This window comes from Prevotella conceptionensis 9403948 (assembly GCF_000312305.1).
Lineage (GTDB): Bacteria > Bacteroidota > Bacteroidia > Bacteroidales > Bacteroidaceae > Prevotella > Prevotella conceptionensis.
Genome location: NZ_HE999446.1, coordinates 141000 through 160147, shown reverse-complemented (window position 1 = coordinate 160147; position 19148 = coordinate 141000). Strand labels below are relative to the sequence as shown.

Below are 19148 nucleotides of genomic sequence, written 5' to 3'. Positions count from 1 at the left end.
TCAGGTCAGGGTTGTCGTTGCTCTGGATGGCATAGGTCGTCGTGTTGACACCGTTCACCGAGGTCACGCCGTTCGGTGCGTAGAGGGCCAGTGAGTTGTAAGGAGCGATGACATCCTGGTTGCCCGTCACACCATATCCGAGACGGACTTTCAGGTTGTCCACCCAGCGAACCCCTTTCATGAACGGTTCCTGTGATACGACCCATGCGACAGATGCTGACGGGAACCAGCCCCACTTATGGCCTTCACCCAGCTTTGACGAGCCGTCAGTACGAAGGTTGACGGTTGCGATGTAGCGGTTGCCGTACATATAATTCAGACGTGCCATGTAAGAGCAGAGGGTGTATTCCGTAGACTCGGAGTCCACATCGCCCCAGGAGACGTTGGCACCGGCCTTCATGTTGTTGAAGCCGAAGTAATTGGTATCGAACTTGAACGACTGCTCTGAATTCCAGAAGGTCTTGTATTGCTGGCCCTCCATCAGGGCGAGTGCGTCGATATGGTGCTCGCCGAAGTCCTTGGTATAAGTCAGCTGCAGGTTGCCCATGATGTCCGTGCGCTTCATGTTGCGGATGTATGCCCAGCCGTTGCCGTTGATGCGTCCCTGCTGGATGTCGTTCGGCACGTAACGCTTGTGGTCGAGGTTCATGCGGGTATAGCTGCCGAAAGCACTGAGGAAGAGTCCGTCAGCCAGCGTGACGGTCGCCTTTCCATGGGCGTTGAGCGAACCTACGTCGAAGCGGTCCTGTACCTCCAGCTGTCCCAGCGGGTTGTATATCTCGTTGGCAAGGCGGTCTTCGTCCCACTCGCCTGTCTGCGGGTTCTTGTAGGTCGGGTAGGTCGGGTTGTAAGCGGCGGCAGAATAGAACATCTTCTGCGGGTCGTACTGCATCTTTCCGTCGCGTTCACTGCCCAGGACACCCAGCTCCAGCTTGAGCTTCTTGTTGAAGGCGTACTGCGTGGCATCCAGCTTCACGGTATAGTTGCGCATATCCGAGTTCTTCAATGCGCCCTGACGCTGTACGAAGCCGACGCTGGCGCGGTAGTTGCCGGAGTCGTTGCCAGACGAGTAGGCGATGTTGTGGGTCTGTGTCAGCCCGGCCGAACGCTCTATTTCGTCGAACCAGTTGGTATTGCCGCCGAGGTCGGTGAATGCCACCCCCATCTTGGTGGCAGTGGCACGGTAAGCATCCGCGCTCAGCATTTCAAGGTTCTTGAAGATGGTGTTCACGCCCAGTGTGCCGTTGTAAGAAAGGGAGGCAAAGCCGTTCTTTCCTTTTGTCGTCGTGACGACGATGACACCGGCTGCACCGCGGGATCCGTACTGTGCCGTCTCCGAGGCATCCTTCAGAATGGTCATGCTCTCGATGTCGCTGGGCTGAGGGGCGTTGAACATGGTCATGTCAGCGAAGACACCGTCGATGATCACCAGCGGGTCGTTACCGCCGGAGAGCGAAGAGGTGCCGCGTACGCGGATATTGGTAGACCCCATCGGGTCGCCACCGTTCTGGCTGATGACGACACCGCTGACCTTTCCCTTCAGGGCGTCGGCTGCCGTGGTTACGACACCCTTGTTCATGTCGCCCTTGCCTACACGCTCAATGGCTCCCGACACCGTACGCTTCGTGCCTACGGCATAACCGACGACGACTACCTCGTCGAGCTGCTTGTTGTCTTCGGAGAGAGAAACATTGATATTGGACTGGTTGCCTACAGCCACTTCCTTGTTGCTGTAGCCTACATAAGAGAAAACGAGCGTCGCACCGGGCTTCACATTGGGGAGCTTGAAGTTACCGTCAATATCGGTTACGGTACCGCCCTGTTCTCCTTTCACTTGGATGGTCACACCAATCAATGGCTCACCCGACGCATCCTTCACACTTCCCTGTACCACTGACTGGGCATAGGAACTCATTGCACACGTCAGACCGACAGCTATCACTGCGGTCCGCTTCATAAACGATTTGCTCATGAGGGGTTAAATCTTTTTAAAATTAGTTATACTTTTAGGTTATGGTCCTAACGGATCTGATTGTTTGTCGTCTGAATATCTGCTGGAGCGGCAGGTTGCCCGGGACGATACGGCCTCTGTCGCCTGGGTGTCATTTGTCGTTTCGGGGCAGAATAGTCGTAGGTCTTTATCTTCTTTTCTGCTGTTAAAGGTAGCTTAAAATCTTCAAATAGACAAATAAAAGAGCCATATTTTTTATAGGGAGAGGTGTGCTGCATGGGCAGTCAGAAACCTTAAATTATTATTTTTATTTTACAAACCCGACCTAGTTTTCACGTCATTCTAGCGAAAAAGATAGGTCAAAAAGTAGGCAAATTGCCGTTTTTTCTACTATTTTACGCCTTGGCACTTGTCTGTTTTTAAGCACAAAACCTGCGTTTTGTACCATTTAGCCTTTCTAGAATGGTTGCCAACTCGTAATTTTCCAAGCCCAATTACCCACATTTTACCCCTAAAACGCCACTTTTTAACGGCTATTTTGCCCTTTCCAACCATAAAACACATGGTTAGAAGGGGCTTTATTTATACCATTTCGTTGTATGTTTATGCGTATTAGGTTGCTTTTAACAGTATTTTGTACTGCGTTTTATACCTTTTTACCTTGCATTTAGCATCAAAACGCATTGCATTTAGCACCAAAACGCACTACGTTTAGCACCAAAACACACTGCATTTAGCGGCATATTGCACTGCGTTTAGCACCAAAACGCACGAAAGTTGGTGCAAGTGGTGGTGTTTTTTAATAAAAATTCATTTTGCTGCATTCACATACTAGCCTCCTTTTGCATCAAAACAAACCTTCGCGAGAATCGATTTTTTGCACGTCGGCTTACGCTTGGTGGAGAAAATGGGCACTCATAATGTTAAAATTCTGACTAAAAACTAGACAAAACAACCGTGCGTTTACATGTGCATGGGCTAAGGCAAGGAAAGCATGTACGCTTACGGCGGCCAGTGCGAGCGGTTGCAAGGCATACACCTTTTATCCCGAATTTGCGCAGTATTAGCAACAGCGTGACAAGTTTTTACGGCATTTGTTGCGCATCTAAAAAAGTATTATTACCTTTACTGCCATAATACAGCTTTTGGTTGAGGGGCAGTGCCGCTCCGAACAAAAACCAATCGCACCCTGAGGAAAACGCTTTCGCATTAAAAACGTTAACGATATAAGCACATATTCATGTAAAACAAAGTATTTATGATATCTGTCTATTCCATCAAACCGCAGTTTCAACGGGCATTAACGCCTATTTTAGAGTTGTTGCATCGTGCAAAGGTTACTGCCAATCAAATCACCTTGTGGGCTGGCATCCTCTCTCTTGTCATTGGCATCTTGTTTTGGTTTGCGGGCGATGTTAGCACATGGCTCTACCTCTGCCTGCCTGTGGGACTGCTGATACGTATGGCCCTGAATGCGTTAGACGGGATGATGGCTCGTCGTTACAATCAAATCACCCGAAAAGGAGAGTTGCTAAACGAACTGGGTGATGTCGTTTCAGACACCATTATTTTCTTTCCGTTGCTGAAGTATCATCCCGAAAGTCTTTATCTTATTGTGGCTTTCATTGCCCTCAGCATTATTAACGAATTCGCAGGAGTGATGGGAAAGGTGCTGTCGGCAGAACGGCGGTATGATGGTCCGATGGGAAAGAGCGACCGTGCTTTCGTTCTCGGCCTCTACGGAGTGGTCTGTTTGTTTGGCATAAACCTTTCAGGATGTTCCGTTTACATCTTTGGGGTTATCGATTTGTTGCTTTTAGTCAGCACGTGGATTAGGATAAAGAAGACGTTAGGTGCAAGCGGAAGTTCGCAAACACCTGCGTAAACCGATGGCATTGATAAGCAGTGGAGTATGAAAAAGAAACCTTATCCAACGGTTGCGGTTTTTTCAGGCGGTGGTACACGTTATGCTTTGTATCTCGGAATGTATGCGGCGATGCAGCATTATGGCGTAAAACCCGACCTGCTGATTGCCTCTTGCGGTGGCAGTATCGCTGCCAACATTATCAATTCGTTTGCTACCGACGAACAGCGAAAGGCCTTCATACAGTCGGAAGAACTGTATCGCTTTGTGCAGAACACCCGAATGACAAGGTTTAAGATGCTGTATAAGATAGGTCTCTATTGTCAGCGCAAGGTGCGAAACACATGCTATGCACCTTATGTTGAAAATATTTTCGATAAGTTTATCGTAGACATGCCCACCGACATACGCCCCCTTTTGCCCTCGTTGGCTGTGCAGCCCACCCTTCCCACGATAGTAGTTGGTGCCCGTTTGTTGTTTGACAGGGCCGACATCGGCAAAGAAAGAAACGGAAGAAAACTTTATAGGAAGGTGCTTTTTACCGATGCCGAGACAGCTCGAAACATCGATTTGTCTGCCATTAACTGCAATTTTAAAAGTTATGAGGGTAGTGCCATCGACTCGCAAGTTGAGCTGTTTCAAGACGTTCCCTTGCCCATTGCCACCCGAATATCTGTTTCGGACATGTTCTACGTTCAGCCCGTACATTACAACGGCGCCTATTTTGCGGGCGGAATTGTTGATTTGATGCCCATAGAACTGGCCGAACAACTTGGCGAAACGATTATCTTTGAGAAGAAAAAGGGATTCGGCACCATCGACGAGGCACTTGTTAGAGCCGTTTTTGGATATAGTGGAAACCGCCGATTGCAAGAAGTGATGACGCATTCGGTGAACTACTGGGTAGACACGGCCGACATGAACCAGGCGCTTGCGGGCCATTACATCGAGAAAAACATCAACATTTTCAAGCTCCGCGTAGAACTCAAGCTGCCCAAAACCTATGCGCAGTTTGTAGAAGATATGAACTTTCAATGGCAATACGGATACGATAGGGTTGCCCAACATTTTAAAAACAAACAGGTATGAACATCTTTATTACCGGCGGAACATCGGGTATCGGCTTGGCCTTGGCGCGGTTTTATGCTGCCGAAGGTCATCGGGTAGGGGTGTGCGGACGAAATACGGCACGAATAGACAGGGGCGATGAGGTTAACAAACTGTTGCTTGCCTACCAGCTTGATGTGTGTGATAAGGACGCATTAACCGCAGCCGTAGAAGTGTTTTGCGCCGATAAGGGGTTGGACATGATGATTGTTGCTGCTGGATATTACCGTAACGGCGTTACCGAAGAAGTGGATTTTGAGCAGATTTCACAAATGTTGAAGGTTAATATCACGGGTGCATTGAATGCGATGGAAGTGGCGCGAGAAACGATGAAGGCATCCGGTGGACATTTGGTTGTGATTGCCTCGGTGGCCGGATTGCTGCACTATCCGTGCGCAAGCGTATATGCCAAGTGCAAACGAGCCTTGATACAGATAGCCGATGCTTATCGCCGAAGTTTGGCCGACTATCAAATAACGGTTACAACACTTGTTCCAGGCTACATAGATACGCCTCGATTGAGAGAGATATACCGTAACGACCTTTCCAAATGTCCGTTCTGCATGCCCTTAAATCGGGCTGTTGAAACAATGACAAAGGCCATAGCGCAGCGCAAAGCACAGGTGGTTTTTCCGCCAAAAATGCGCCTTTCCATCGCTTTCCTTTCGCTTTTACCCACTTGTTTGTTATCGGCTTTTATGCACCGAAAGACTTTATGGAGCATTCCCAAATAGACGACAAAACGATGTGGGCGTGTAAGCGGCCCTTGCCAAACGGTTTGATGCAGCGTTGCGGTATAGATAACAAATGCTTGCAAGCAAGCAAATACATCGCCCTTGTTATTTGTTGGGGAGTATTCTATGCTGTTTATACTTTTGCAGCAAGCTATGCGGCATCGCTTAAAGAGGTGTCTTCGCTTTGCTTTTCGTTTGAAAAGGCCATACCGTTTGTACCTTTTGCCATCTATTTTTATAGCAGTAGTGTGGTGTTTTTTATATGGGTTTTCTTCCTTTGTAATACCTTTCGTCAACTGTCGACATTAAGTAAACGCATCGTTTTTATAACCATTTTATCGGGAATTTGTTTTATTATCTTTCCGTTAAAACAAAGTTTTGTACGTCCGGAAACAGCCCATATTTTGTTTTCCGTCATCAATACGTACGATACGCCTTTTAATCAGGCTCCGTCTTTACATATAGGTTATGCCTGTATCTTTTGGAGTGGGGTGCGAAATAGCAGGTTCAGAAACTTACTGAGAATGTGGTTGGTGTTGTTAATGCTGTCTACCCTTTTGGTATATCAGCACCATTTCATCGATATTACTACCGGTTTGATGGCAGGTTTTCTCACGTTATGGATGTTTCCTTACCGTAAAAAGCGCAACCAACAAATAGCAAAGGTTTACTTTTTTGTTGCCGCCGTGGGGCTGACGGCGTTGTTGTTTGCCATCGAACATTCGGTTTTATGCAGTATTTTTTTATTGTGGGGCATACTCGTCTTACTCTTATTGGGCCATGCTTATTATCGCTCTAATCGGCATTTTCTTAAAGACGACCACGGCCGCATTGGTTTTTTGCGTTATATTTTCTATTTTCCCTATATCGCAGTGTATCGCCTATTGTGGCTGTTTTCTCGTCAGGCATCTGTAGAAATTGCACCCAACATCTTCGTTGGAGGCTTGCTTTCATGCCGTTCTGCACGGAAATTCGCCCTGTTAGGAGAGGTCTCGGTGTTCGATCTTTCAGCCGAATTACCCGAAAACGCCTACTTTCGCACATCGGCAGATTACCATTGCTTTCCGCTTTTGGATATTGCCACTATCCCCAAAGCCTGTGAGGAGCGTATTGTCAATACGGTTTTAGAGAAGATGAAAGCCGAAGATGTGCCTCGAAAGCTATGTATTCATTGTGCAATGGGCCGTTTTCGGAGTCGCCGAATAGGTGAAACGGTGCTGTTAATGATAAGTAAAAATTTAACCAGAGATAAAAATGGAAACAGGAACATTTAAGAGTTTTGACAACGCGGACATTTTTTATAGGGTGTGGAATTACAACCCTTCGCAGAAGACCATTGTGATATTGCATCGTGGGCACGAACATTCGGGACGTTTGCAGGCCTTTGCCGAGAACGAGCAATTTGCTCATTTCAACATCTTTGGCTTTGATATGCGTGGACTGGGGCACACTTCGCAACCCGTTTCGCCCCATTTTATGGACTATGTACGCGACTTGGATGCTTTCGTGAAATACCTCCATGAGCAGTATGGAATTGTTGAGAGAGACATCTTTGTGGTGGCTAACAGCATTGCAGGCGTAATTGTTTCGGCGTGGTGTCATGACTTTGCGCCCCGTATTGCCGGTATGGCACTTCTTGCTCCTGCGTTTACCATTAAGCTATATGTGCCTTTTGCAAAGACGGGAATTGCGTTGGCAGCCCGGCTTTTCAAACACCTTACGGTGCCCAGTTATGTAAAATCGAAGGTGTTGACACATGATGTAGAACAACAAAAGGCGTACGACACCGACCCGCTAATTACTAGAGAAATTGATGCGCACTATCTCTTGGATTTGCTGAAAGCAGGAAAGCGTATCGTAGAAGATGCTGCTGCCATTACCATACCGACGCTGTTGCTCTCTGCCGGTAAAGATTACGTGGTGAAAGACGATATGCAAAAGCGTTTTTTTGTTGACATCAGCTCCACCCAAAAGCGGTTTATCAAGCTCAAAGGGTTTTATCACGGGCTATTGTTTGAAACGCAACGTGAGCAGGTTTACAATCCTATCGCTGAGTTTATCAACCGCTGTTTCTCACTCGAACAACCGCCAACGACCTGTATGCCTGATAAATTTACAGTTGACGAGTATAACAAAATGGCCCTGAATATGCTTCCCCGAATTGAACGTTGGGGCTTTGGGATACAGAAATGGATGCTCCATCATTTGGGATTTCTTAGCAAAGGAATGCGTGTGGGACTAAAATATGGTTTTGATTCGGGTATGTCTCTCGATTATGTTTATCGCAACCAAGCGCAGGGATGCGGACCAATTGGGCGATGGATAGACAAAGGCTATCTTAACGCCATTGGTTGGAGAGGAGTGAGAATACGCCGAGAGAATCTCATATCAATTGTAGAAGAACGTATTAAAGCACTCGAACAGCGCAATGAACCCGTGAAAATACTCGACATTGCCGGTGGAACGGGTAATTATTTGTTCGACATCAAGCGCAAGTTTCCTGAAATAGAAGTGGTTATAAACGATTTTTCGGAAGCAAACATTGCTTTCGGCGAGGCACAGATACAACAGCAAGGACTTCAAAATATACGGTTTACTCGTCTTGATTGTTTTAATAAAGACTCATATCGACAGCTGAATTTTGCCCCTAATATTGTTATTATTTCCGGTATATTCGAGCTGTTTGGTGATAACGAGCTTGTTTGTAAGGCCATCTCTGGTGCTTTATCCGCACTGCAACCAGGCGGCTTTTTGGTCTATACTGGTCAGCCTTGGCACCCTCAGTTAAAAATGATTGCTTTCGTATTAAACAGCCATCAAGAGCGCGATTGGATTATGCGGCGGCGTTCGCAACGCGAACTGGACAGCCTTTTCGCCTTTTATGGCTTAACCAAATGTGGCATGAAACTCGATAACTTCGGCATTTTTACCGTTAGTTATGGAATGAAATAAGTTGCAAACGGGCTTTTTCTTCAGCCGCAGACAAATCAGTTGGGGTGTCGTTATCAAAGTAAGATGTGTTGACGGCGATGTTTCGGCGTGTCAAAGTCATTTTCCAATTACCCGTCGCCCTGCCATTTTGTAGGATAAGAGGAAAGAAAATACCGTTGTTAGTAAATGCTTTGCTGTTGTGAGAAGCTTGCAAAACATCGCCGCGATACTTGTAGGCAATGATGTATTCGTCGTAAGCAGGCAGAAAGATAAAGCTTTCTTTCTCTTTGATGTCGATTGAAGAAGAATCGTGCAGCAGGTAAGTTTTATCGTTGAAAGCGACCTTTTGAAGCTCTTTTTCAATAATTTCAACGCCCAATCGCGCCTCTTTCATTGACAATCCCGACCACCAACAGAAGTCGTCTAACGTTGCGGGGGCATGACTTCTAAAATAATTGCGTGCCAATTTGCTCAACGCCTCGTCTTTTGTGGGTAAGGGCATAGGGGCTACTCGCTCGTCTAAGAGCATGTAGGTATGTGTGTTTCCCGCTTCAGGGCCGCTGCAAATGAGTGCCTCGCATTCGGCATTCTCCAAAAAGCGGTTCATAAAAATGGTGTCCGAAGGTAAGCCTTTTTCAGCTATTCGTTCTGTAATTTGCTGTTTGGTAAGGCTCTTTCCACCGCTTAACATATCATAGATATGCTGGTTAGCGGTATCGTACATCTGCTCGGTGATGGTCAGTCCGTGTCCTTTCATCAACGATGCGTAGGCCGATTTCAGTCTGTTGCACGACAATTTGAGCATCCAACGAATATCGTTTGGGCTTACATAATGCCATGTAGGGCGTAGTACGTGGGTGCGAAGAATTTCTCCACGGTCGAGGGCTTGCTTGATTTGCTGCATCGTTGCACCACGTGTACGTATTCCTAGTGCCAGCTTTGCCATTCGGGGTTGTTGTGCTTGTATGGCTCCCATCCAGGCTACAACATCTTTTACGTCGGTAAAATCGGGGTTAATTAACTGTTGGGCGCGCAGCCGAACCATTGGGATATTTATTTTTTTCATGCCTTTTGTGGGGATGTTTACTTATTGCAAAGATAATCAGAAATGCGTAAACTCAGTATCAAAATGGTGTTAGCCCCTTTGATTTCTTGGTTAGGTAGTCTTTAGTAAAGTTCATTGGGCTTGTTTTTACAAGGGGACTTCGTGGTGAAACCTTAGGATTAGACAAAAATGGCTGTATCGGATGCTCTCTTGATACAGCCATTCCTGCCGTCTGTAAGTGCTTCGTCTAGAACTTAATCATAATCCCGATCGTGGGGAGAATGGTTCCACTATAGTACACCAGTGGACGAAGCAACTGTTTGGTGTGGGGCGAAGTGGGGTCGTCCATTACATTCCCCTCAGTGTCACGATTGGTATATATCGGTTTGGATGGCATGTTGCTGATGTAGGCATTCTGCACATCGAGATATAGATTGAGCATCCAATGCTTAAAATAGAACTCCTTATCCAAGCGCATATCCAGCTGATGCGCATCGGCAAGACGTAGCGTGTTGAATTGCTCGTAGTCGGTATAGGCCTGATTGGTAATAGACCATGCAGCCTTGTTTGTAGAACGCTCCACATCAATGGGCGAATAAGGAGCACCGCCTATGTAACGCCAGCGAGCCGAGATGTACCAGCCTTTGGGTAACTTGTAGCTTGTTGTAAGATTGAGGATGTGCCTCGTGTCCCACGAAGAGGGGCGGTAGATGCCGTTTTTGTCTGTAAACTCACTCCTAAAAAGTGTGTATGTAGCAGTCAGGTCTATATCGCGCCACCCCATAAGCTTAGCCACTACTTCGACGCCATAGGCCCTGCCCTTGCCCGTAGACATAACGGCCTCATCGCCAACTTGTCCATAGTCTACTCCCTTGCTGGCCAAACTAATTCCGTCGGTAAGCGATATAGGATAGTTGCTATACTGCTTATAGAAGCTCTCAAGAGAGAAACGCAGGAAGTTGCCCGGATGATATTCCATGCCCAGAATAGCTTGATTGGAGGTGATGTACTTGAGTCCATTGCTGCGATTGACATAGTTTCCCTCGGTATTGCGGTAGCCCATCGTTGTGTAGGAGGGGGGCATCGCATAGCGCCCGATGTTGGCATTGAGGTCGAAGTCTTCCGAAAATGAATACGACAGCGATAGTCTGGGCGACAATTGCTTGAGCGGATTGCTCATGCTGGCTGTGAAAGTGTTGCCCACTAAATTAACTCCAAGCGAGACCTTGAACCGATTGTTGAGATACTGATCCGACGCTTGCACGAAGGCTTGATAAGAAAGCAAGTCGATGCTGCTGTGATATTGGAAGGGGACAACATTTCCCGAGGCGAACTGTAAGCGATATACGTCATTTGCATAGTTGCTGTACTTGATGCCGGCTCCCAAATTAAGTTTGATTGGCAGCGTAGTATAGTTGCGCTCGTAGCGTAGTTTAATCTCGGCTTCGTCCGATTGGTAGTCGGATATTTTGGATGCCGACTTATCGTTATCTTTATACTTTACACCTGCGTTGCGCAGCATGTTTCGGCTTAAAATCCAACTGTCGATGGAGTGTTTGCCGTAGTGTTTGTAGGCCAACCCGAAGGTATAGTTCCACTGGGAGTACTCGGGCAGGTAGCCTAGTATGTATTTCTGCGCCTCGGTACCAGTTTGTTCGAGGCCTCTATTGAGGTGCATGTTGTCGATAGCGCCTATACCAATCACGGTAATCTCATGATGTGGGTTGATGCGCCATTTGTATTTCATTTGAAAGTCGTTGTAGGTGGGTAAAAAAGGCAAGCCAATCACCTTGAATAACCACTGCAAATAAGATTGGCGAACAGAAACAATGAACGAAGCATCCTTGCCCAAAGGCCCGTCTAAGGTAATCCCTGCATCCGATGCTCCTACCGCAACCTTTGTATGCAGTCTGTCTCTGCTACCATCTTTTTGTTTAATCTCCATCACGGAGCTAAGGGTATTGGGCCTGTTAGCAGGGAAAGCTCCCGTATAGAAACTGATTTCGCGCACAAAGTCGGGGTTAATGATGCCGACAACACCCCCCGATGCCCCTTGTGTGGCAAAGTGATTAATCACGGGTATCTCTATGCCATCTAGGTAAAATACATTCTCTGTGGGGCCTCCGCCACGTATGATGAGGTCGTTCCGATTAGGAGCTGTAGCACCAACTCCTGGTAGTATTTGCACCAGTTTGGAAACATCGCGATTGGCCCCAGCGCTCTTCTCAATTTGATGTACACCTAATGTGAGTACCGAGACAGGGCTCTCGGTGGGGCGAAGCAATAGATTGGGGCTAACAAAAACTTCTTTGAGCGTTGTAGAGGCTTCGCTGACCATAATGTCTATAAAAGTGGTTTGGTTACCCAGTACTTGTAGTTCCTCGGAGATTTTAGTGTCGAAACCTACCATACTGACGATGATTTTGTGGAAACCGGGCTGTACGCCCATGATTGTAAATGTTCCTTCTATAGAGGTTGTCGCTCCGAGAGAAGTTCCTTGTACTTGTACTGTTGCAAACTCAAGTGGTTCGTTGTTCTTGTCATTGATGACGCGCCCTTGGATGATTCCTGTTTGGGCAAAACCGTTATAGGCGAGCAGGAAGGCCAAACATAATAGACTGTATATCCGCATTGTTGCTTAATTGAAAAATAGATGTAGTCAAATAGTCCCTACCAGCTGTTCGTAAGGATTACCTAATCTTGTTTTACAAAGATAATACAATTACTAACAAACGCAACAATAAAAAGAACAAGATTATACTATTTACGCCAGTTCGATATAAGAAAGTTCGCTAAAAGGTTAATAGTCTTGCTATTGTTTTGTGTTTTTATAGTTGAAAATCACTAACTTACAAAGCACATGCAGCCATGATTACCACTGACAAAGCTACTGAAGTGTTGTGTATATTGGATGAGTTAAGTAAGAATTTAGATGCCGAATGAACTAAAAAACCTCCATGTTGCACTCGTAGGTGAGGGATATAAGCGCATGAGAAACCGCAAGTGCCAAATGTCTAAGAGCGAAACCATAACCATTCCATCGTTCGCATTTTCATCGTTCAGAAAATGCGCTTGCTAAGCCTTGATGATGCATTATTACGTTAACCGCCGTGTTAAATACGTTTTGTACCAAAGCGAGAGCTGAAAAAGCTCGCTACAAGCGCTTATAGCCTGTGGAATGAAAGATGGCGTTTGGAGGTTAGAAGGGTGAGCTGTTGGCGGTGATGGGCTGTGAAATGAATGGCCTAGATAGTGCCAAGTAGATATCTAACGTTACGAGAGGCCGGGCATTAAAGGTACAACGGGGCCTCGTTACCCATGTTAAAAAGCAAGTCGATAACGCTTAGATTGGGCAAGAACCCGTGGCGTTGGGCAAACACTTGGTAATAAGTGCGGGGCGTAAAAGCTGGGTCGTGGGGCGGATTTTTGGGCACTATGGTGTCGCGGAGGTCTTTGAAGGTGGGGACGGTGCCTGCGTCGGCATCAGCAAAAGCGGCTGGAAGACTTGCACCCGAAGCCAGTTGCGCCTGCGTTGGTACAAAAGTGGGGGTGAGAATGATGTTGGGTGTAAAGTCGAGTAGGGTGCAAATGGTGTGCGTTAGTTCGAGGTTGAAGTCGAAAAGAAAGTCGAAACGACGCTCGAAAAAGGGGCGAAAGTCGTCGGCGTAGTACTCAAAAAAAGGGCTTTCGTTATAGGCCGACACGATGGCTTGCCAGTGAATGTGCCGCCAATTGCCGTGGTCGCTTATGCGAATGTCTTTCATAGCCATGCGCGAGGCCTGCTCGCCCGATGGCCGTTCGATGGGGATGGTTAGGGCTTGTGGCCCATTGGCCGTGGCTATGATACAGCGGTTGCGGTAGGTTTGCTTGATGAAATGGTCGTGTTGTTCCATCCAACAGCCATTGCTGTGGAAGAGTTTGGAATACCATTGCACGGGGGCGAGATAGGCAGAAGAGAGTAGTGGGAACATGTTATGTGTGCGGATTTAATGAGATGAGTGAGAATGTTGGGGCTGATGTAAACACGAGGGCAGGGAGATTGATCGCCGCAGGCACGCTGAACATGCAGAGAAAGGCCGATGAAACCTAAAAAACAGGTGGGACAAATGCAACATGGTTGGCTCGATATAAGCCAAGAACATAGCGTTGCATTTGTCCCATCGCTCTTAGGTATGTCTTAAAATCCAGTGGAGGTAAGTTTTAGAACCAGCCTTTAATCTGCGGCATCGCGCCTATAATACCCTAGGTGGCTAAGGCTACATCATTTTATCTTATCCACCAGCTTGAACAAGCGGTTCCATCTGATGCCCTTAAATCCGGGATGGTCTACATCATGCGACCACCAAATGAATATGGGTTTGCCTACCACATGGTCTTCGGGCACAAAGCCCCAATAGCGCGAGTCGGCCGAATTATGTCGGTTGTCGCCCATCATCCAATAGTAGTCCATCTTAAAGGTGTAGCTGTTGGCGGGCTTGTTGTTGATGTATATTTGTCCGTTGCGCACGTCAACCTCGTTGTCTTCGTACACGCGAATGGCACGTTCGTACATCGGCAGGTTGGCTAAGCTAAGCTTAACGGTAGCCCCTTTCTTGGGAATCCATATCGGTCCGTAGTTATCGCGCGTCCATCCAGTGTTGGCGTTGAGGGGATAGAGGTCGCCTGTGGGTGCATCGGTGTTCAGTTTCACGCTCTCAACGATGTCTTTTCGTGCAGCAAGTGCCTTTGCAGCCATTGCCGTAAGTGGCATAACGCCGCTCGTGTTAAGGCTTTGCAGGTCTTCTTGCGTTATGCCTAGGCTTGTAAGCAAGTCGTCGGGCAGCATTCCTTTCAGCTTAACATAATAGGTATATTGCACGTTGTCTGGTTCTTTGTTGGGCTTGCCGTCCAGGTAAACGATGCGGTTCTTTATTTGAAGGGTTTGCCCCGGAAGGCCCACACAACGCTTAACGTAGTTCTCGCGGCGGTCGGTGGGGCGCGAAATGAGGTCGCCATACTCGTTGGGGTTTTGCAAGATGTAGGCACGCCCTAGCGCATAGATGTGCTGGAAGTAGGCGCGTTGTTGCAAAAGCGACATGCTGTCGAGGTTAACGGGATGGTTGGCTTGGTCGTATAGCTGCTTGCCATACGAGTAAACCATTTGGTAATAGTCGGCAGCAGCCCATCGTGCCTCGTTAACAAGGCTGTCGCCCGATGGGTAGTTGAACACAACGATGTCGTTAAGTTTCACGTTTCCCAAGCCTTTTACGCGGCGATAGTCCCAGTGCGGCACCTCGATGTACGACTTAACGTTAATCACCGGCATGGTGTGTTGGGTTAATGGCATGGTAAGCGGCGTTTGTGGGATGCGCGGACCGTAGCTCAGCTTGCTTACGAAGAGGTAATCGCCCGTGAGCAAACTCTTTTCGAGCGAGCTTGAAGGGATGACAAAGTTCTGGAAGAAGAAAAGGTTGATGAAGTAAACGGCAACAAGGGCGAAGACTATGGCATCTACCCAGCCCATGATAAAACGCGTAGGTCCTTCGGAATCTTTCCACCATTGCCATTTTATTTTCTTCGAAATATAAACATCGTAGATGAAAGGCAGAACGAGCAATCCCCACCAACTTTCCACCCAAAAGAGGAATGCGAGGTAGAGAAGTGCCACGATGATGAATTTAGTCCACTGCTTGCGTGGGTCGAATTCTTTCTTTTTCTTGTTTATCATTGCAAGTGTTAGTTATATGTTTTGTGCCTTTTGCCCCTTACGTTGTGGTGAAACATGGTCGGTTTCGGTGCTGTATGGGGGTGCGGGTGCATGTTGTTGTCAGAACTTAAAGAGGTCGTTCATCGTTAATAAGCCATTGTGTGTGGCGGCATATTCGGCAGCTAGCACTGCGCCTTCGGCAAAACCGCGGCGCGAATGGGCATCGTGGGTGATGCTGATGCTGTCGGCCTCGCTGTCGTAAACAATGGTGTGGATGCCTGGAACCTCGCCGCGACGGAAACTGTCGATGGCCAATTGCTTGTCGGTTGTTTGCTCGCTGGGTACGATTGAGCCGTCGGCCAAGTGCTGTTCGCCCTTTACCCACGTTGTTTTGCGGTCTAGTTGTGCCACAACTTCCTCGGCCAAAGTAATGGCCGTGCCCGAAGGTGCGTCTTGTTTGTGCACATGATGGGTTTCTTCGATGTGCACATTGTATTGCGGAAAGCGGTTCATCAGTTCGGCCAAACGGCGGTTTAAGGCCTGGAAAATGGCCACGCCAACAGAGAAGTTGCTGGCCCAGAACAGCGTTTGGCCTTCTTCTTGGCACATCTTGCGCACCTCTTCGCCGTGTTGGGCAAGCCATCCCGTGGAGCCCGACACCACTTCTACGTTGTGTGCAAAGGCCTTGCGGTAGTTGTCGAAGGCCGCTTGGGGTGTGGTAAACTCGATGGCCACGTCTGCCGATGCAAAGGCGGGGTTGTCGAAGTCGGCTTGGTTGTCTTTGTCGATGATGCAAACGATGTGGTGGCCGCGTTGTTTGGCAATCTCTTCAATCATGCGGCCCATCTTTCCGTAGCCTATAATGGCGATGTTCATGGGTTGTTATTTTTTCTGCAATTATGGTGTAATGCGTTCTCGGCAATTAGCCTTTGAACTTGCTGTGGGGCAGTGCCAACGGCGCGTAATGCCCTAATTTACTGCGCAAAGTTAGCGAAAAAAGGGGTAAAAGCCATCTTTTTCGCCTTTTCATTTTATCCCCTTTCACCTTTTTTAGACGTAAAGATGGTAGCTGCCGCCTGCCAATAGCTTTAAAATCCCCTTCATTTCGAGTTGGAAAAGCAACACGGTGAGTTGCGAAATGGGGATGTTGGCCGTGAGCGACAGTTGGTTTATGGGTTGGTCGTTCAGCTTTTGCAACGCCTGAACCACGGCTTGTTCTTCGCCAGAGAGCTGTGGAAACAATTGTCGCTCTATGCCTTGGCGTTTGGCTTGCATGCGTTTAAGGTCGGTTTCCCAGCCTAGCGCGTGCACAAAGTCGGCTGCCGAGGCAACCAGTTGGGCCTTATGGTCGCGTATCAGGTTGTTGCAGCCCTCGCTATATGGTGTGCCCACGGGACCAGGGAAGGCGAAAACATCGCGGTTGTAGTCGCGAGCGATGGCCGCAGTGATAAGTCCTCCGCCATGTGCAGCACTCTCTACCAGCACACAAGCATCTGAAATGCCGGCCACAATGCGGTTTCTTCGCACAAAGTTTAGCTTGTCGGCATTGGTGTTGGTGAGAAATTCGGTGAGCAGTCCGCCCTGTGTAAGCATTTCGTTGGCCGTTTGTTTATGGCGAGTGGGGTAGAGATAGTCCAGCCCATGAGCCAGCACGCCCACCGTGTCTAGCCCGTTTGCTAAGGCTTGTCGGTGCGCGTTGATGTCTACGCCGTAAGCCAGTCCGCTAACGATAAGCACTTCGGGGCAAAGGTTTTTCAACTCCGAAACAAAGCGGCGAATAAGGTCTTGCCCACAGGCTGTGCAGTGGCGCGTGCCAACAATGTTGATAACGCGCGCCCGATTAAGGCTGGCCGTACCTTTATAAAACAGCACTAGCGGTGCATCATCGCAGTTTTTAAGTCGTTGCGGGTATTCGTCGTCGGCCAAAGCAAGTGCCTGTATGCCGTTGCGTAGGTTGTATTCCATCTCGGCATCGGCCGCTTTGAGGTGCTGTTCGATGTTGCTCATAGCCTCTTGTAGGCGTGGCGAGGCATCGGGCAGCACCTCGCGCAGGTCGTTTCGGTGTGCAATAACGGCCGTGGCCGAACCCAACTGTCGGTATAACTGTGCCAAACCAGCAAGGTTAAAGTAATTAACGCGTGTCAGTGCGATGGCGTTTCGGGTCTCGTTGTCGTTCATGGAGCGGGTTAAGTTTCTTTTAGTTTACGAGTTTATAAGTAGACAAGCAGACGAGTTTACACGTCGGCAAGTTAACGAGTAGACGGGTTTACAAGTTAACAAGGCCATAGCCAAGTAAACATGTTGACGGGTAACATGTTTACTTGGCTCTATTTCTTGCCGTTTCTATAACCGTTAGCTAACGGGAACATGGCTTATTTATCGGCCGATTGCTGATCTATAAAGGGTGCGAAAGCCTTGTCTATTTCCTCACTTCGGCTCAGTCTGCCGTTCACTAAGCATACAAGTTCGGCCGTGGCACGGAACGAAAGTTTATCATCTCGCTTGCGGAAGATGTCGTGATGGAACACATATCGGATGCCTTCTTGCGTAATACGGAGTTTAGAAACAAGGATATCGTCGCATTGTAGTGGCGTTTTGTATTGCAAAGTCATGCGTGCCACCACGGCATCCACTCCCTTTTCGTGCAGACCGGCAAAGCTTAGCCCTGTGTGTTTCAAGAAAAGGTGGCGCGTGTGTTCTGTGTAATGCAAATAATTGGCGTTGTTAACAATGCCTTGGATGTCGCATTCGTAATCGCGAACTTCCATCTCGGTTGTGAATGTGTACATATATATAGTTATTTTAAAAGCCTCAGCCCAACTACAACCGGCCTCACCCCCAACTACAACCGGCCTCACCCCCAACCCCTCTCCAAAGGGGAGAGGGGAGTGATATGCCTTATTAGTTGATGAGTTAGTTTATGAGTTTATGAGTTGACAACGATTGTCGTCCCCCCTCTGCAGCCAAGCATTTGGCTTAACTCCTTAACTCCTTAACTCCATAACTCCTCAACCCCTTAACTCCTCAACAAGTTATCTCCTCAAATATTCATACCCAATTCTGCATCTTAGGCAGTTTTTGCGGTCGCAATATTCGTTTTTAAGCTGTATAAGAGCCTGCGTATCGCCAGCGTTATTCACTTCTAGGCCGCACGCTTTCCACATCCTAACGATGTGGTTATCCTCCGCTTTAAGCTCGTCGAGCAGTTGGAAGGCGCGGTCGCACAGAACATCGTTGTGGCGATGACGGCCGTAAGCGAAAGAACAGGCACAACGGTGTTGAGGATGAGCACATCGCGCGAGGCCGTAGAGAGAGCTTTGTCGCTGGCTTTACTTTCTCCGCCAAACACATAATGCGTTTGCCAATAGCCCGAAACCTGCGTGGCCAAGGCTTTACGCAGCTGTGTTAGATTTACGCAAGCCACGATGTTGGCCAACGATGCCCGGCGCGAATGGTGAAGAACGGCCAGTTGCGACAGTCGGATGTGTGGAAAATTCTGCGGCCTGAGTCGAAGAAACAACCACAAGGAAGGGTCTAATGGCTGCAAGTTAAACTTGTGCGCAAGGTAAGCGTACTCCTTTTTAAGTAGCCCAAAATAGCCATCTGCCGTGGCTGCCTCTCTGTTTCGGGTGGGTATGACCGTATCGTTTAGCAGTCCTGCCTGCCCCATAAAGAGTGCCTCTATCTGAAAAGCATTGTCGCGATGGTGGTCAACGCATCGCAAAGGCACGTTGGCTGCCCAGCGTTCGAGGGCATCGCCGTTTACGCCGAACCCAAAATTGCGCGCCAAAGTGATGAAGAAAGCATCTTCCCATGACCCCTTTGCCTGC

13 protein-coding genes and 2 pseudogenes are annotated in these 19148 nt (G+C 48.1%); 6 read left to right on the top strand and 9 right to left on the bottom strand.

Going from position 1 to position 19148, the window contains the following annotated elements; translation table 11 throughout:
- The coding region (locus tag BN93_RS06885; protein WP_044260052.1) for a SusC/RagA family TonB-linked outer membrane protein at nucleotides 1-1972 on the bottom strand (1972 nt) is incomplete at its 3' end.
- A 1237-nt stretch (nucleotides 1973-3209) separates the two neighbouring features.
- On the opposite strand from BN93_RS06885, the gene BN93_RS06880 reads away from it, so the two are divergent.
- Genes BN93_RS06880 through BN93_RS06860 form a run of 5 tightly spaced genes read left to right on the top strand, consistent with a single transcriptional unit; the run spans nucleotide 3210 to nucleotide 8608 of the window.
- Nucleotides 3210-3836: a CDP-alcohol phosphatidyltransferase family protein gene (locus BN93_RS06880; protein ID WP_019187609.1), complete on the top strand. Its 627-nt coding sequence runs from the start codon at nucleotides 3210-3212 to the stop codon at nucleotides 3834-3836.
- Nucleotides 3837-3863: 27 nt separating this feature from the next.
- The gene (locus BN93_RS06875) at nucleotides 3864-4904 is read left to right on the top strand and encodes a patatin-like phospholipase family protein (RefSeq protein WP_019187608.1); all 1041 of its coding nucleotides are present in this window, start codon (nucleotides 3864-3866) and stop codon (nucleotides 4902-4904) included.
- Nucleotides 4901-5656: an SDR family NAD(P)-dependent oxidoreductase gene (locus BN93_RS06870; protein ID WP_019187607.1), complete on the top strand. Its 756-nt coding sequence runs from the start codon at nucleotides 4901-4903 to the stop codon at nucleotides 5654-5656. Before BN93_RS06875 ends, BN93_RS06870 begins: the two co-directional genes overlap by 4 nt.
- Nucleotides 5602-6930 carry a phosphatase gene (locus BN93_RS06865; protein WP_232211128.1) on the top strand — a complete coding sequence of 443 codons (1329 nt, stop codon included), beginning with the start codon at nucleotides 5602-5604 and terminating at the stop codon, nucleotides 6928-6930. The genes BN93_RS06870 and BN93_RS06865 overlap by 55 nt, the downstream gene beginning before the upstream one ends.
- Nucleotides 6911-8608 (top strand): bifunctional alpha/beta hydrolase/class I SAM-dependent methyltransferase, encoded by a 1698-nt coding sequence (locus tag BN93_RS06860; RefSeq protein ID WP_019187605.1) that lies wholly within the window; start codon nucleotides 6911-6913, stop codon nucleotides 8606-8608. The genes BN93_RS06865 and BN93_RS06860 overlap by 20 nt, the downstream gene beginning before the upstream one ends.
- On the opposite strand, the gene BN93_RS06855 is transcribed toward BN93_RS06860, so the two are convergent.
- Nucleotides 8589-9653, bottom strand: coding sequence for a winged helix DNA-binding domain-containing protein (locus tag BN93_RS06855; RefSeq protein ID WP_019187604.1), 1065 nt, complete (start codon nucleotides 9651-9653; stop codon nucleotides 8589-8591). The two genes, BN93_RS06860 and BN93_RS06855, sit on opposite strands and share 20 nt — an antisense overlap.
- A 226-nt stretch (nucleotides 9654-9879) precedes the next feature.
- On the bottom strand, nucleotides 9880-12264 hold the full coding sequence (locus BN93_RS06850; RefSeq protein ID WP_044260050.1) for a TonB-dependent receptor: 2385 nt from the start codon (nucleotides 12262-12264) through the stop codon (nucleotides 9880-9882).
- 236 nt (nucleotides 12265-12500) lie between these two features.
- Here BN93_RS06850 and BN93_RS19160 point away from each other — a divergent pair.
- Nucleotides 12501-12696: pseudogene (locus tag BN93_RS19160) on the top strand (IS982 family transposase); the annotation flags it as partial.
- Nucleotides 12697-12922: 226 nt separating this feature from the next.
- On the opposite strand, the gene BN93_RS06845 reads toward BN93_RS19160, so the two are convergent.
- The 6 genes and pseudogenes from BN93_RS06845 to BN93_RS06820 all read right to left on the bottom strand — a co-directional run.
- Complete coding sequence (locus BN93_RS06845) at nucleotides 12923-13603, bottom strand: WbqC family protein (RefSeq protein WP_019187602.1); 681 nt, start codon at nucleotides 13601-13603, stop codon at nucleotides 12923-12925.
- A gap of 290 nt (nucleotides 13604-13893) precedes the next feature.
- A complete protein-coding gene (gene lepB / locus BN93_RS06840) occupies nucleotides 13894-15339 on the bottom strand; it encodes a signal peptidase I (protein ID WP_019187601.1) in 1446 nt (481 codons plus the stop codon).
- 99 nt (nucleotides 15340-15438) lie between these two features.
- The gene (dapB, locus tag BN93_RS06835; RefSeq protein WP_019187600.1) at nucleotides 15439-16194 is read right to left on the bottom strand and encodes a 4-hydroxy-tetrahydrodipicolinate reductase; all 756 of its coding nucleotides are present in this window, start codon (nucleotides 16192-16194) and stop codon (nucleotides 15439-15441) included.
- Between the two features lie 174 nt (nucleotides 16195-16368).
- A complete protein-coding gene (gene dprA, locus BN93_RS06830) occupies nucleotides 16369-17496 on the bottom strand; it encodes a DNA-processing protein DprA (RefSeq protein WP_019187599.1) in 1128 nt (375 codons plus the stop codon).
- Nucleotides 17497-17690: 194 nt separating this feature from the next.
- On the bottom strand, nucleotides 17691-18107 hold the full coding sequence (locus tag BN93_RS06825; RefSeq protein ID WP_019187598.1) for an acyl-CoA thioesterase: 417 nt from the start codon (nucleotides 18105-18107) through the stop codon (nucleotides 17691-17693).
- Nucleotides 18108-18350: 243 nt separating this feature from the next.
- Nucleotides 18351-19148, bottom strand: a pseudogene (locus BN93_RS06820) (DUF2851 family protein); the annotation flags it as partial.